The following is a 13,441-nucleotide window of genomic DNA, read 5'->3' on the forward strand; positions in this document are numbered from 1 at the left end:
CATGATCCCGAAAAATGGGAACCGGTTTTCGGAAAAAGATCATGCTTAAACAAGCAGATAGATGACGGTCATGACCGAGTTTTCGCTATCCGATCTGGAAAAGATCGTCGGGGAACGCGCCCATTCCGGTGATCCGGATTCCTGGACCGCAAACCTGTTTGCGCGCGGCATCGACAAGGCGGCGCAGAAACTCGGTGAAGAAGCGGTCGAGACTGTGATTGCCGCCGTCAAGGGCGACAAACAGGCCCTCGTTTCGGAAAGTGCCGATCTTGTATATCATTGGCTCGTCGTTCTCGGCCTCTCCGGGATTCCGCTGAGCGACGTGCTTAGGGAACTCGAAGGCCGCACCGGGCGTTCGGGCATCGCCGAGAAGGCGTCACGGCCCAAGGGCTGACCGCGAGGAGGGCAGGTATCTCGATGGATCAGCTCGCGCCAACCGAGAAATATTCCCCCTTTCGTTTCTTCTCCGCCGAGCAATGGTCGCAATTCCGCGCCGACACGCCATTGACGCTGAGCGCGGACGAATTCCGCCGCCTGCGTTCGCTCAACGACCCGATCGACCTCGAAGAGGTCAAGCGCATCTATCTGTCGCTGTCGCGGCTTTTGTCCGCGCATGTCGAGGCGAGCCAGCTGCTGTTCAGGCAACGCCAGGCCTTCTTCAACGCGGTGGACATCGTCAAGACGCCTTTCATCATCGGCATTGCCGGTTCCGTCGCGGTTGGCAAATCGACCACGGCGCGCGTGTTGAAGGAGCTGTTGGCGCGTTGGCCGTCGAGCCCCAAGGTCGACCTCATCACCACCGACGGCTTCCTGCTGCCCAACGAGGTGCTGCGCCGCGAGAACCTGATGGAACGCAAGGGTTTTCCGGACAGCTACGACGTCGGCGCGCTACTGCGCTTCCTCTCGGGCATTAAGTCGGCGCTGCCCGATGTCCGCGCGCCGGTCTATTCGCACCTGACCTATGACGTCATTCCCGGCGAGTTCGTCACCATCGACCGGCCCGACATATTGATCTTCGAAGGCATCAATGTCCTGCAGCCCGGCAAGCTGCCGCAGGACGGCAAGATCGTACCCTTCCTGTCGGACTTCTTCGACTTCGCCATCTATATCGACGCCGACGAGAAGCTGATCCACAATTGGTACATCTCCCGCTTCATGCGGCTGCGCGAGACCGCCTTCCGCAACCCGGACTCCTTCTTTCACCGCTATTCGCAGCTCTCGGAGGGTTCGGCGCGCGCCATCGCCGAAGGCCTGTGGACCAACATCAATCTGAAGAATCTGCGCGAAAACATCCTGCCGACGCGGGCCCGTGCCGACCTTATCCTGCGCAAGGGCGCCGACCACCTGGTTGAGGAAGTGGCGCTCAGGAAGCTGTGACGGCCGGCTTCGTCACCCGTCGCAGCGTCAGGTTGATGCGGCCGCCATTTTTCAGCAGCGCCGAGGTCGAGGGATAGATGCGGTCGACGCCGTGAAAGCACAGCCGCCCCTCGCCGCCGAGCACCACGACATCGCCGCTTTTCAGTCGGAACGACTTTGTGCCGCCCTCACGCGTCGCCCCCTCGCCCGTCACTCGGCCGACCCGGAACAGGCAATCGTCGCCAAGCGAGACGGAAACCACCGGCGCCGAAAAATCGGCCTCGTCGCGGTCCTGGTGCAGGCCCATTTTTGCCTCCGGCGTATAGAAATTGACCAGGCACGCCTCAGGCGGATGCGGATAGCCGGAGACCTCACGCCACAGCTCGAGCAGCCCATTCGGGATTGGCGGCCATGGCGCTCCGGTCACCGGGTGGGTCGGCTGGTAGCGGTAGCCTTGCTCCTTGTCGGTGACCCAGCCGAGCGGGCCGCAATTGGTCATGCGCACGCTCATCTCCTTGCCGGTGCGCGGCATCGCCGGCACGAACAGCGGCGCCTGCTGCACGATGTTTCTCACCTCCTCGACCAGCGCTTCCTGCACGCTGCGTGACAGGTAAGCCGGCATGTGGCGGACGCCTTTGGGCAGGACGAGCACGGATTCGGTCACCTTGCGAAGAGTTCGAAACCGTAAAATGTCACGATCGAATGAAAACGGCGACCCGAAAGCCGCCGCTCATGCCTAATTGGCAATCGCCCCGATCAGGCGAGGTCCGGTATCCGCAGCACCTGGCCCGGATAGATCTTGTCGGGATGGGTCAGCATCGGCTTGTTGGCCTCGAAGATGACCGTGTTCTTGACGCCCTTGCCCTTGCCGTAGCTCTTCTCGGCGATCTTCCAGAGATTGTCGCCCTTCTGGACAGTGTAGAAGGTGGGTTCCTTTGCCGGGGCCGCGGTCTTGCCGGCCTCTGGTGCAACCTGCAATTCGTCCGCCTGCACCTTGGAGACGCCAAGCGTGTTGCCGACGGCGATGACCGCCTTTTCGAAGATCGACTGGTCCTTGACCACGCCCTTGAGTACTGCCGTATCACCCTTGACGACGACCTCGACGCCATCGGTGCCGAGCTTGTGCGAATCGAGCTCCTTCTTGAGTGTATCGGCCGTGGGTGCGGCTTCTTCGTCGCCGCCGATGCCCAGTTTCTTGCCGACGCTCTTGACGAAATCGAACATGCCCATCTTTGGTCTCCCTTGCTGTGGCAATGGTGGAACCTTGCATCTGCGATGCGAAATGGGAAGTCGTTTTGAGCGCGTTATTGGTGTGGTGCTTAATCGTTCTCCACCCGGCCGCGTAGTTTCTTGATCGTGCCGCGTCCGGCCTTGCTCTTCAGCCGCCGTTCCACGGCGCCTTTCGACGGCCGCGTCTTCTTGCGCGGCGGTGGTGGCGGTTCGGCGGCCTTGGCGACCAATGCCGTAAGCCGTGCCCGTGCGTCCGCCCGGTTCTGTTCCTGGGTGCGGAAGCGGCCCGCCTCGATGACGATGACACCGTCCTTGGTGGCGCGCTGGCCGGCAAGCTTGATCGTCCGCTCGCGCACGCGCTCCGACAGGCCCGTCGCGTTGGCCGCGTCGAAGCGCAGTTGCACCGCTGTCGCCACCTTGTTGACGTTCTGGCCGCCCGGACCGGACGAACGGATGAAGTCCTCGTGCAGGTCGCCCGGGTAGATCACCGCATCGTCTGATATGATGATGTTGTCGTCGTTCGCCATGCCGCAGTCATGGCGCGGCGAATCAAAAAAGAAAAGGCCCGATCGAAACCGGGCCTTTCAACGATAGCCGAGCCGGATGGCGTGATTACTCCGCCGCTTCCTGCATGCGCGGGGCGGCACCCAGCACCACGGCGTCGACATGGCTTTCGAATTTTTCGAAGTTAACGGCGAACATGCCGACCAGTCTTGCCGCCTGCAGGTCATAGCCGGCCTTGTCCGCCCAGGTCGCCCGAGGGTCCAGAATCATCGGGTCGAGAATGGCGCTGTCGACGCCGCGAACCGCCACCGGCACCTCGAAACCGAAATGCGGGTCGGTGCGGAACTCGGCCGTCTTCAGCGAGCCGTCGAGTGCGGCGGCAAGCAGGGCCCGCGTCGCCTTGATCGGCATCCGCTTGCCGGTGCCGTAGGCGCCGCCGGTCCAGCCGGTGTTGACCAGCCAGCAATCGGCACCATGGCGGGCAATCAGCTCACGCAGCAGATTGCCGTATTCCGATGGATGGCGCGGCATGAACGGTGCACCGAAGCAGGTCGAAAACGTCGCTTCGGGCTCGGTCACGCCCTTTTCGGTCCCGGCCACCTTGGCGGTGTAACCGGACAGGAAATGATACATCGCCTGCGCCGGGCTCAGCCGCGCGATCGGCGGCATCACGCCGAAGGCATCTGCGGTCAGCATGATGATGTTGTTGGGATGGTTGGCGCGTCCGGTCTTGCTGGCGTTGGGGATGAAATGCAGCGGGTAGGCGCAGCGCGTGTTCTCGGTGAGCCTTCCGTCGTTGAAATCCGGCACGCCATCGACATCGAGCACGACATTTTCCAGCACGGTGCCGAAGCGCTGCGTGGTGGCAAAGATTTCCGGCTCGGCCTCCGCAGACAGCTTGATCGTCTTGGCGTAGCAGCCGCCTTCGAAATTGAAGATGCCGTGCGGCCCCCAGCCATGCTCGTCGTCGCCGATCAGCGTGCGCGAGGGATCGGCCGAGAGCGTCGTCTTGCCGGTGCCCGACAGGCCGAAAAAGACGGCGGCGTCGCCGGCCGCGCCCTCATTGGCCGAGCAGTGCATCGGCATCACGCCTTTCGCCGGCAGCAGATAGTTGAGCATGGTGAACACCGACTTCTTCATCTCGCCGGCATAGGAGGTGCCACCGATCAGCACGATCTTGCGCGTGAGATCGACGGCGATCACCGTTTCGGTGCGGCTCCCGTGGCGGACGGGATCGGCTCGGAAGGATGGCAGGTCGATGATGGTCATCTCGGGCACGAAATGCTCAAGTTCGGCCGCATTCGGACGGATGAGCAGATTGCGGATGAACAGCGAATGCCAGGCAAACTCGGTGATCACCCTGGTGGGCAGCTTCAGCTCCTCATCGGCGCCGCCGACCAGATCCTGGACGTAAAGATCCTTGTCCGCGGCATGCGCCCGGAAATCGGCAAGCAGCGTGTCGAACTGGGCCGGCGAGATCGCCTTGTTGTTGTCCCACCAGATATGCGGCTCGGTGGCGTCGTCGCGGACGACGAACTTGTCCTTGGGCGAGCGGCCGGTGTGCTGGCCGGTCTCGGCGACCAGCGCGCCATGTGCGGTCAGCCGGGCTTCGCCGCGCCGGATCGATTCCTCATAAAGGGCGGCTGCACCGAAATTATAGCGCACCATGCCGGTGGTTTTCAGGCCGATATGATCGATCGCGCAGGCGGAATTGCGTTTGCCGACTTCCGACATGGGTGTCCCTTCTGGATTTGCCGCATCTTTGCCGGCACGTTTCCGGCAAGCCCGCACCGCAGGCTGAAATGGTCAGAACCAGAAAAGCCAAATGATATCAAATCATTAATCGATTTAAATATTTTGAAAGTTGTTTAAATCGTTTATATGTGCAAAAAGTTTCGCGGTTGCCCAAAGGATTGGCGATGTTCGTTCGTCCAATTCTTATCGAGGTAGGATTGTGGCCGCCGGCAAGCCGCGCGTGACAGCGGACAAGGCCTATGCCACATTTTGTACCTAATTTGTCCTGCAAAAGCCCCTTCTCTACGAAAGAAGGGACAGCTCATGAGGGAGCCGCTTGAAATGGCAACAATCGCGCTTGTCGATGACGACCGCAACATTCTGACATCGGTGTCGATCGCCCTCGAATCCGAGGGGTATCGCGTCGAGACCTACACGGATGGTGCGTCGGCGCTGGAAGGATTGGCGGCACGCCCGCCGAATCTTGCCATCCTCGACATCAAGATGCCGCGCATGGACGGCATGGAACTGCTGCGCCGGATGCGCCAGAAGTCCGACCTCCCGGTGATCTTCCTGACTTCCAAGGACGACGAGATCGATGAATTGTTCGGCCTCAAGATGGGCGCCGACGATTTCATCCGCAAGCCGTTCTCGCAGCGTCTGCTGGTCGAGCGGGTGCGCGCCGTGCTGCGCCGTGCCAGCGCCCGCGAAGCCGCGGCCAAGACACCAAGCCAAGCGGCCCGCTCGCTCGAGCGCGGTCAGCTTGTCATGGACCAGGAGCGCCATACCTGCACCTGGAAGGGCGAGCCGGTGACGCTCACCGTCACCGAGTTCCTCATCCTGCATTCGCTGGCGCAGCGTCCCGGTGTCGTAAAAAGCCGTGATGCGCTGATGGATTCGGCCTATGATGAACAGGTCTATGTCGACGACCGCACCATCGACAGCCACATCAAGCGGCTGCGCAAGAAGTTCAAGGCCGTCGACGACGACTTCGAGATGATCGAAACCCTTTACGGAGTCGGATACCGGTTCCGCGAAGCGTAAGTTAGCAGGGACTGCTATTCGATGGCAGTGGAAGCACAGCGAAGCAGACCGGCGGGCGCCTCCAGGCGGCCGTCGCGGATCATGCCGTCTTTCGTGTCGAAGATCACGGTGCCGATGCGCCGCTTCCTCGGCCATCATATCTTTTCCAGCCTGACGCGGCGTATCCTCTTCCTCAACCTTGCCGGCCTTGCCGTCCTGGTGACCGGCATCCTCTATCTCAACACCTTTCGCGACGGGCTGATCGACGCCCGCGTCGAAAGCCTGATGACCCAGGGCGAGATCATCGCCGGCGCGATCGCCGCGTCGGCGACGGTCGAGACGGATTCGATCAGCATCGACCCGGAAAAGCTGCTTGAGCTGCAGGCCGGCGAAAGCCTGGGACCGGGCTCCGACCAACTCGACAATCTCGACTTCCCGATCAACCCGGAGCGCGTCGCACCGGTGCTGAGAAGGCTGATCTCGCCGACCCGGACCCGCGCCCGCATCTATGACCGCGACGCCAATCTGCTGCTCGATTCGCGCCATCTCTATTCGCGCGGCCAGATCCTGCGCTACGACCTGCCGCCGGTCGAAGAGGAAGAGCCCGACCTGGTCGAGCGCATCCAGAAATTCGTCTTCGACTTCTTCCGCAACACCGAGCTGCCGGTCTATCACGAGCAGCCGGGCGGCAATGGCGCCGCCTTCCCGGAAGTGGTCAAGGCGCTCACCGGCAGCCCGTCGACCATCGTTCGCGTCTCGGAACAGGGCGAGCAGATCGTTTCCGTGGCGGTGCCGATCCAGCGCTTCCGCGCCGTTCTCGGCGTGCTGATGCTGTCGACCGAAGGCGGCGACATCGACAAGATCGTTGCCGCCGAGCGCAAGGCCATCCTGCGCGTCTTCGGCATCGCGGCCTTGGTCACTGCCATCCTGTCGCTGCTGCTCGCCTCCACCATCGCCAATCCGCTGCGCCGGCTGTCGGCGGCGGCCGTGCGGGTGCGGCGCGGCGTCAAGAGCCGTGAGGAAATCCCTGACTTTTCCGACCGCCAGGACGAGATCGGCAATCTGTCGATCGCCATACGCGATATGACCAACGCGCTCTACGCCCGCATCGAGGCGATCGAAAGCTTTGCGGCGGATGTGTCGCATGAATTGAAGAACCCGCTAACGTCGCTGCGCAGCGCGGTGGAAACCTTGCCGCTGGCCAAGAACGACGATTCGCGCGGCCGTTTGATGGACATCATCCAACACGATGTCAGGCGGCTGGACCGGCTCATCACCGATATTTCCGACGCCTCACGCCTTGATGCGGAGCTCGCGCGCGAAGATGCCGGGAACGTCGACCTGAAGAAATTCATTACCGATCTCGTCGCCGTTTCGCGTGAAGCCACGCGCAACAAGAAGGCGGTCGAGATCGAGTTCAAGGTCGCCAAACTGCCGCAGGGCGTCAAAGGCTATTTCGTCGTCGGGCATGATCTGCGCATCGGCCAGGTCATCACCAATTTGATCGAGAACGCCCGCTCCTTCGTTCCCGAGGACCATGGCCACATCGGCCTGTCGCTGGCGCGCGCCGGCAAGTTCAACATCGTCACCGTCGACGACAATGGTCCCGGCATCCGGGCCGACAACATCGATCGCATCTTCGAACGCTTCTACACCGACCGACCGGCCGGCGAGGCGTTCGGCCAGAATTCTGGCCTTGGCCTGTCGATATCCAGGCAGATCGTCGAGGCCCATGGCGGCACGCTGACCGCCGAGAACATCCCGGGCACCAAACCCGGCGAGATCAAGGGCGCGCGCTTTGTCGTGACGCTGCCGGCCGAAGCATGATCCCGAAAAGTGGGAGCCGGTTTTCTCGGACGAACGGTTCCGTTCGTCCAGAGATCATCATGCTTCATCCAAAAACATGATCGTGCAAGACCGTGCCTGATCCAGTTGCACAGCCTGAAAACATTCACGGAACCGCGATCCTGATCGGCGAGCGCGGCGTCCTCATCACCGGGCCGTCCGGCGCCGGCAAGACGACGCTGGCGCTGACACTCCTGGACCATTGCCGCGCGCGCGGGCTGTTCTCGCGGCTGATCGGCGACGACAGGCTGCTTGCCGCGGCCCGTGCTGGGCGGCTGGTCTGTCGCGTGCCGGCGACCATCGCCGGTCTCGCCGAAGTACCGGGGTTCATGCCGCGCCCGCTGCCGTTCGAGCCGGGCGGAGTGATCGACCTGCATGTGAGGCTGGTGCCCAAGGCAGAGATGGCCCGTTTCCAGGAGGAAATCAGCGAGCCGGTCGCAGGCTGCCCGGTGCCGCGTATCGACCTTGCCGAGCGTAACGCCGCCACGGCCTTGCCGGCCGTGATGGCGCGGCTGTCGATCGCGCCTTTTCTATGATCCGCCCCGGTTTTTTTGCTGCAATGCGTCAAAATGGCATGGGCCTGCGCAATTTTGGGCTTGTCAACGGGCCGCGCGTCGACAAGATAGCGCTCCCGCCGCCAGGAATGGCTGGCGAGCATAATATGCGCCTGTGAAGCGGCGATGACGGGAGCCACCAAAGAATGATCGGACTCGTGCTTGTAACGCACGGTCAACTGGCCGCCGAGTTTCGACATGCCGTGGAACATGTCGTCGGGCCACAAGACAATTTCGAAACCGTGGCGATCGGCGCCGACGACGATATGGAGCAGCGTCGCCGCGACATCGTCGATGCGGTTGCCCGTGTCGACACCGGAACGGGCGTCATCGTGCTGACCGACATGTTCGGCGGCACGCCCTCCAATCTCGCTATCTCGGTGATGGAATCGGGCCGCACGGAGGTGATCGCCGGCATGAACCTGCCGATGCTGATCAAGCTCTCCTCGATCCGCAAGGGCGACAATATGGCGGCCGCCCTCGACGAGGCTCAGGCGGCCGGCCGCAAATACATCAATGTCGCCAGCCAGCTTTTGAGCAGCAAATGAACGCGCTGTACCCGGAAAAAGATCATATTGCCAAAGATACGATCACCAGGGACTTTCCCATCATCAACCAGCGCGGCCTGCACGCGCGCGCCTCGGCGAAGTTCGTCCAGCTGGCCAGCGGTTTCGACGCTTCGGTGCATGTCGAGAAGGACGGCGTCAAAGTCGGCGGCACCTCGATCATGGGCCTGATGATGCTGGCGGCAAGCCCCGGCTACTCGATCCGTGTTACCGCCAGCGGACCGGAGGCCCGGCAGGTCATCGACGCCCTTGAGCAGCTGGTGGCGTCCCGCTTCGGCGAGGAAAGCTGATCCGGTGCATCGCAAATGCATGTCCGAGAGACATGCACGAATAAAGATTTCTTTATATCCCATTGTCGTCTTCGCCCCGATCTGCTAGTCAGGCCGGCAATTCGCGCCCTTCGACGCGCCGGCCGGCGTGGGCGCATCCGCAACCAATTCGCAGCACAACATTCGCAGGGAGTACTACCATGACGGGTAGCAAGGACTATGTGGTCGCCGACATCTCGCTTGCCGGCTGGGGCCGCAAGGAAATCGAGATCGCCGAAACCGAAATGCCGGGCCTGATGGCCAGCCGCGAGGAATTCGGCGACAAGAAGCCACTCAAAGGCGCGCGCATCACCGGCTCGCTGCACATGACCATCCAGACGGCGGTGCTGATCGAGACGCTGAAGGCGCTCGGCGCCGATATCCGCTGGGCCTCCTGCAACATCTTCTCGACCCAGGATCACGCGGCCGCGGCCATTGCCGAGGCTGGCATCCCGGTGTTCGCCGTCAAGGGTGAGAGCCTCGAGCAGTACTGGGACTACACCGACAAGATCTTCCAGTGGACCGACGGTGGCCTTTCCAACATGATCCTCGATGATGGCGGCGACGCCACCATGTACATTCTGATCGGCGCCCGCGCCGAGGCCGGCGAGGACGTGCTGTCCAACCCGCAGAGCGAGGAGGAGGAGTACTTCTACGCCCAGGTCAAGAAGCGCCTGAAGGCCTCGCCCGGCTTCTTCACCAAGCAGAAGGCGGCGATCCGCGGCGTCACCGAAGAGACGACGACCGGCGTCAACCGGCTTTACCAGTTGCAGAAGAAGGGCTTGCTGCCCTTCCCCGCCATCAACGTCAACGACTCGGTCACCAAGTCGAAGTTCGACAACAAGTACGGCTGCAAGGAATCGCTGGTCGACGGTATCCGTCGCGGTACCGACACGATGATGGCCGGCAAGGTCGCGGTCGTCTGCGGTTATGGCGACGTCGGCAAGGGCTCGTCGGCCTCGCTCAAGGGCGCCGGCGCCCGCGTCAAGGTCACCGAGGTCGATCCGATCTGCGCCCTGCAGGCGGCGATGGACGGTTTTGAAGTCGTCACGCTGGAAGACGCGGCTCCGACCGCCGACATCGTCATCACCACCACCGGCAACAAGGATGTCGTTACCCTCGACCACATGCGTTCGATGAAGGACATGGTGATCGTCGGCAACATCGGCCACTTCGACAACGAGATCCAGGTGGCTTCGCTGCGCAACCTGAAATGGACCAACGTCAAGCCGCAGGTCGACATGATCACCTTCCCGGACGGCAAGCGGATGATCCTTTTGTCGGAAGGCCGTCTGCTCAATCTCGGCAACGCCACCGGTCACCCGAGCTTCGTCATGTCGGCGTCCTTCACCAACCAGGTGCTGGCCCAGATCGAGCTGTACACCAAGCCCGGCCAGTACGAGAACCAGGTCTACGTCCTGCCCAAGCACCTCGATGAAAAGGTCGCGCGCCTGCATCTCGACAAGCTTGGCGCCCGCCTGACCGAATTGTCCGATGAGCAGGCCGCCTATATCGGCGTCACCCAGCAGGGGCCGTTCAAGCCGGAACACTACCGCTATTAACCAAAGCTAAAATTACTACCAGATATTGAGGCCGGGCGATTGACTTTCGCCCGGCTTTATTTTTGCGCGCCATCAGCCTTCACGCCGATTCGGCGAGGGTTTATTGTCAGGTGATTCGGCGATGCTTCCGGCCCGAGAGGGGTTCAAGAGAGGTGCGCATCAGGGCGGTCTTGCATTCAGGCGGCGGAGAGGACCAAGACATGCCGGGGCAACACCCGCACAGAGCGGGACGGGCCGTTTCCGGCGGCCATGACGATTCGAGGATCACCGGCTCCGCCTTGCAAAGCGGAAGCCTGTCCTGGCGCGCCCGTGCGTCATTCTTCCTTGCCACCTCCGCGCTTGCCGGCCCCTTAGCCGGTGCTGTCGCGCGTGCCGAAACCGCTGGTTCCGCCGTCGCCGGATTTTCCATGAGCGCCGTCGAGGTGATGCAGCTTGCGGTGTTTGTCGGTGTGACGGGTGCTGCACTGATATCGGCGATCGTCCTCATCCGCGAAAGAGCCCGCACCTCGGCGGAAAATGTCGAGCTCAGGAGCCGCCTCGCCGACATCAACGCGGCGCTCCGCCGCTCGGAGGCGCTGCTCAATCTGCGCGACCAGCGCGTGGTCGTCTGGGCCGCGGAAAACAAGAAGCCCGAACTCATCGGCACATTGCCCGTCGAAAGCGGCGCTCCGGAGGACAGGGCCGCTTTTCTTGCTTTCGGCCGCTGGCTGATGCCGCGTTCCGCGGCGGCGCTTGAACATGCCGTTGCGGGATTGCGCGAAAAGGCGAAACCCTTCGACCTCGTCATCGAATCGCAGGCCGGCGCGCCGCTCGAAGTGCATGGCCGCAAGAGCGCGGCGCATGTGCTCGTGCGCTTCGTCTCGCTTTCGGAGACGCAGCGCAGCCAAGCCAGGCTGAAGATCGAGAACCAGCGGTTGGCTGCCGACCATGACACGATGATCGGCCTGCTCGACGCGCTGAACATGCCAGCCTGGCTGCGCAGCGAGGACGGGCGGCTGAAGTGGGTCAACCGCGCCTATGCCGATGCGGTCGAGGCGGAAAATGCCGAAGCCGCGGTACGGGAGGCAAAAGAGTTCCTCGGCGGCCAGGCACGCGACGCGATTGCCGCCCAGCACAAGACGCATCCGGTCTTCGAACAGTCGCTTTCCACCGTGATCGAAGGCGATCGCCGTGTGTTCGCGGTCACCGATTTCGCCGGCGGCGATGGCTCGGCCGGTCTTGCTTGCGACACCAGCGCCATCGAGACGGTTCGCGGCGAATACGAGCGGACCGTCAGGAGCCACGCCGACACGCTCGACCAGCTCAATACGGCGGTCGCCATTTTCGACACCGACGAGAAGCTGCGGTTCTTCAACCAGGCTTTCCAGAAGCTGTGGGGCCTCGACAGTGGTTTCCTGCACAGCGCTCCCGACAATGCGCTGCTGCTCGACCGGCTGCGCAGCGAGGGCAAGATCGCCGAGCAACCTGAATGGCGCCGCTGGAAGGAAGGCCTGCTCAGCGCCTATCGCGCTGTCGAATCCCAGGAACATTGGTGGCATCTGCCGGACGGCAAGACCATCCGCGTCGTCGCCAATCCGCAGCCCAAGGGTGGCGTGACCTGGGTGTTCGAGAACCTGACCGAGAAGATGGACCTCGAAAGCCGCTACCAGACGGCGGTGCGGGTCCAGGGCGAGACGCTCGACAATCTTGCCGAAGGCGTGGCTGTGTTCGGCCCCGACGGCAGGCTTCGGCTGTCGAACCCCGCCTTTGCCACGCTCTGGGGTTTGAGCGGCGAAGCGGCCAAGGCCAATGTCCACGTGTCCACGATCCGCGACCTTTGCGACCGGCAGGCGGCGGACAGTCCCTGGCCAGGCTTCGTGGCGGCCGTCACCGGGTTCGACGACGAGCGCCGCGACCGCCACGGCCAGACCGAACTCAACAACGGCAACGTGCTGAGCTACGCCATGATCCCGTTGCCCAACGGGCAAGTGATGATGACCTTCGTCGATGTCACCGACAGCGTCCATGTCGAACGGGCGCTGAAGGACAAGAACGAGGCGCTGCAAAAGTCCGACCAGCTCAAGAACGAATTCGTCCAGCACGTCTCCTATGAGTTGCGCTCGCCGCTGACCAACATCATCGGCTTCACCGAACTGCTGTCGCAGTCCACGACCGGTCCGCTGACGCAGAAGCAGCGCGAATATGTCGAGCATGTCAGCTCGTCTTCCTCGGTCCTGCTCACCATCGTCAACGATATCCTCGACCTGGCGACGGTGGACGCCGGCATTATGCAGCTCGACATTTCCGAGGTGCAGGTCGATCGCACCATTGCGGCTGCGGCCGAACTGGTGGCCGACCGCCTGGAAGAGCATGCGATCAGGCTCGAGGTCGATGCCACTGCCGCGCCGAAGACGTTCCACGGCGACGAAATCCGTGTCCGCCAGATACTCTACAATCTGCTCAGCAACGCCGCCAACTACGCGCCGGAAGCCAGCACCATCCGGCTTACTTGCCGCCATCTGGCGGACGGGGTGGAATTCTCGGTTCATGACGACGGCCCCGGCATGCCGCCCGATGTGCTCGATTCGGTGTTCCGCCGTTTCGAGCCGCGCGCCAATGGTGGCCGCCGGCGCGGCGCAGGTCTCGGCCTGTCGATCGTCAAGAGCTTTGTCGAGCTGCATGGCGGCAGCGTTCGCATCGAAACCGGCAAGGACAAGGGTACGACCGTCATCTGCACCTTTCCCGACATGCCGGGCATCCGCGCCGCGGCCGAGTAGCGC

General features: G+C 62.7%; 13 protein-coding genes. 9 read left to right on the plus strand and 4 right to left on the minus strand.

Features of this window, described 5'->3' with window-relative positions; translation table 11 throughout:
* The first annotated feature begins 70 nt into the window (after window positions 1-70).
* Together NKI38_RS05135 and coaA are read left to right on the plus strand one after the other, a co-directional pair.
* Complete coding sequence (locus NKI38_RS05135; RefSeq protein WP_352655335.1) at window positions 71-394, plus strand: phosphoribosyl-ATP diphosphatase; 324 nt, start codon at window positions 71-73, stop codon at window positions 392-394.
* 23 nt (window positions 395-417) lie between these two features.
* The gene (gene coaA, locus NKI38_RS05140) at window positions 418-1,377 is read left to right on the plus strand and encodes a type I pantothenate kinase (RefSeq protein WP_352630634.1); all 960 of its coding nucleotides are present in this window, start codon (window positions 418-420) and stop codon (window positions 1,375-1,377) included.
* On the opposite strand, the gene NKI38_RS05145 is transcribed toward coaA, so the two are convergent.
* From NKI38_RS05145 to NKI38_RS05160, 4 genes are all read right to left on the minus strand, one after another.
* Window positions 1,364-2,008 (minus strand): alpha-ketoglutarate-dependent dioxygenase AlkB family protein, encoded by a 645-nt coding sequence (locus tag NKI38_RS05145; protein ID WP_352655562.1) that lies wholly within the window; start codon window positions 2,006-2,008, stop codon window positions 1,364-1,366. The two genes, coaA and NKI38_RS05145, sit on opposite strands and share 14 nt — an antisense overlap.
* Window positions 2,009-2,112: 104 nt before the next feature.
* Window positions 2,113-2,586, minus strand: coding sequence for a peptidoglycan-binding protein LysM (gene lysM, locus NKI38_RS05150; protein ID WP_352630638.1), 474 nt, complete (start codon window positions 2,584-2,586; stop codon window positions 2,113-2,115).
* An 89-nt stretch (window positions 2,587-2,675) separates the two neighbouring features.
* Window positions 2,676-3,113, minus strand: coding sequence for an alternative ribosome rescue aminoacyl-tRNA hydrolase ArfB (arfB, locus tag NKI38_RS05155; RefSeq protein ID WP_352655337.1), 438 nt, complete (start codon window positions 3,111-3,113; stop codon window positions 2,676-2,678).
* Between the two features lie 85 nt (window positions 3,114-3,198).
* Window positions 3,199-4,824: a phosphoenolpyruvate carboxykinase gene (locus tag NKI38_RS05160; protein WP_352655339.1), complete on the minus strand. Its 1,626-nt coding sequence runs from the start codon at window positions 4,822-4,824 to the stop codon at window positions 3,199-3,201.
* Window positions 4,825-5,166: 342 nt separating this feature from the next.
* On the opposite strand from NKI38_RS05160, the gene NKI38_RS05165 reads away from it, so the two are divergent.
* The 7 genes from NKI38_RS05165 (at window position 5,167) to NKI38_RS05195 (ending at window position 13,438) form a co-directional block, all read left to right on the plus strand.
* Window positions 5,167-5,868, plus strand: coding sequence for a response regulator transcription factor (locus tag NKI38_RS05165; protein ID WP_352630644.1), 702 nt, complete (start codon window positions 5,167-5,169; stop codon window positions 5,866-5,868).
* A gap of 21 nt (window positions 5,869-5,889) precedes the next feature.
* Window positions 5,890-7,674: a sensor histidine kinase gene (locus NKI38_RS05170; protein WP_352630646.1), complete on the plus strand. Its 1,785-nt coding sequence runs from the start codon at window positions 5,890-5,892 to the stop codon at window positions 7,672-7,674.
* 92 nt (window positions 7,675-7,766) lie between these two features.
* Complete coding sequence (locus NKI38_RS05175) at window positions 7,767-8,228, plus strand: HPr kinase/phosphorylase (RefSeq protein WP_111545059.1); 462 nt, start codon at window positions 7,767-7,769, stop codon at window positions 8,226-8,228.
* Window positions 8,229-8,392: 164 nt separating this feature from the next.
* On the plus strand, window positions 8,393-8,794 hold the full coding sequence (locus tag NKI38_RS05180) for a PTS sugar transporter subunit IIA (RefSeq protein ID WP_056589309.1): 402 nt from the start codon (window positions 8,393-8,395) through the stop codon (window positions 8,792-8,794).
* Window positions 8,791-9,102 (plus strand): HPr family phosphocarrier protein, encoded by a 312-nt coding sequence (locus tag NKI38_RS05185; protein ID WP_352630650.1) that lies wholly within the window; start codon window positions 8,791-8,793, stop codon window positions 9,100-9,102. The genes NKI38_RS05180 and NKI38_RS05185 overlap by 4 nt, the downstream gene beginning before the upstream one ends.
* A gap of 179 nt (window positions 9,103-9,281) precedes the next feature.
* Window positions 9,282-10,682: an adenosylhomocysteinase gene (gene ahcY / locus NKI38_RS05190; RefSeq protein ID WP_352655341.1), complete on the plus strand. Its 1,401-nt coding sequence runs from the start codon at window positions 9,282-9,284 to the stop codon at window positions 10,680-10,682.
* Window positions 10,683-10,882: 200 nt separating this feature from the next.
* Window positions 10,883-13,438: a sensor histidine kinase gene (locus NKI38_RS05195; protein ID WP_352655342.1), complete on the plus strand. Its 2,556-nt coding sequence runs from the start codon at window positions 10,883-10,885 to the stop codon at window positions 13,436-13,438.
* Window positions 13,439-13,441: the final 3 nt, after the last annotated feature.

Origin of the sequence: Mesorhizobium sp. M0621, assembly GCF_040320745.1 — a bacterium.
Taxonomy (GTDB): domain Bacteria; phylum Pseudomonadota; class Alphaproteobacteria; order Rhizobiales; family Rhizobiaceae; genus Mesorhizobium.

Coding starts and splice junctions, on each gene's coding strand:
- lysM (WP_352630638.1), bottom strand. CDS start 2,586: ATGGGCATGTTCGATTTCGTCAAGAGCGTCGGCAAGAAACTGGGCATC.
- NKI38_RS05135 (WP_352655335.1), top strand. CDS start 71: ATGACCGAGTTTTCGCTATCCGATCTGGAAAAGATCGTCGGGGAACGC.
- NKI38_RS05195 (WP_352655342.1), top strand. CDS start 10,883: ATGCCGGGGCAACACCCGCACAGAGCGGGACGGGCCGTTTCCGGCGGC.
- NKI38_RS05180 (WP_056589309.1), top strand. CDS start 8,393: ATGATCGGACTCGTGCTTGTAACGCACGGTCAACTGGCCGCCGAGTTT.
- ahcY (WP_352655341.1), top strand. CDS start 9,282: ATGACGGGTAGCAAGGACTATGTGGTCGCCGACATCTCGCTTGCCGGC.
- coaA (WP_352630634.1), top strand. CDS start 418: ATGGATCAGCTCGCGCCAACCGAGAAATATTCCCCCTTTCGTTTCTTC.
- NKI38_RS05170 (WP_352630646.1), top strand. CDS start 5,890: ATGGCAGTGGAAGCACAGCGAAGCAGACCGGCGGGCGCCTCCAGGCGG.
- NKI38_RS05185 (WP_352630650.1), top strand. CDS start 8,791: ATGAACGCGCTGTACCCGGAAAAAGATCATATTGCCAAAGATACGATC.
- NKI38_RS05160 (WP_352655339.1), bottom strand. CDS start 4,824: ATGTCGGAAGTCGGCAAACGCAATTCCGCCTGCGCGATCGATCATATC.
- NKI38_RS05165 (WP_352630644.1), top strand. CDS start 5,167: ATGGCAACAATCGCGCTTGTCGATGACGACCGCAACATTCTGACATCG.
- arfB (WP_352655337.1), bottom strand. CDS start 3,113: ATGGCGAACGACGACAACATCATCATATCAGACGATGCGGTGATCTAC.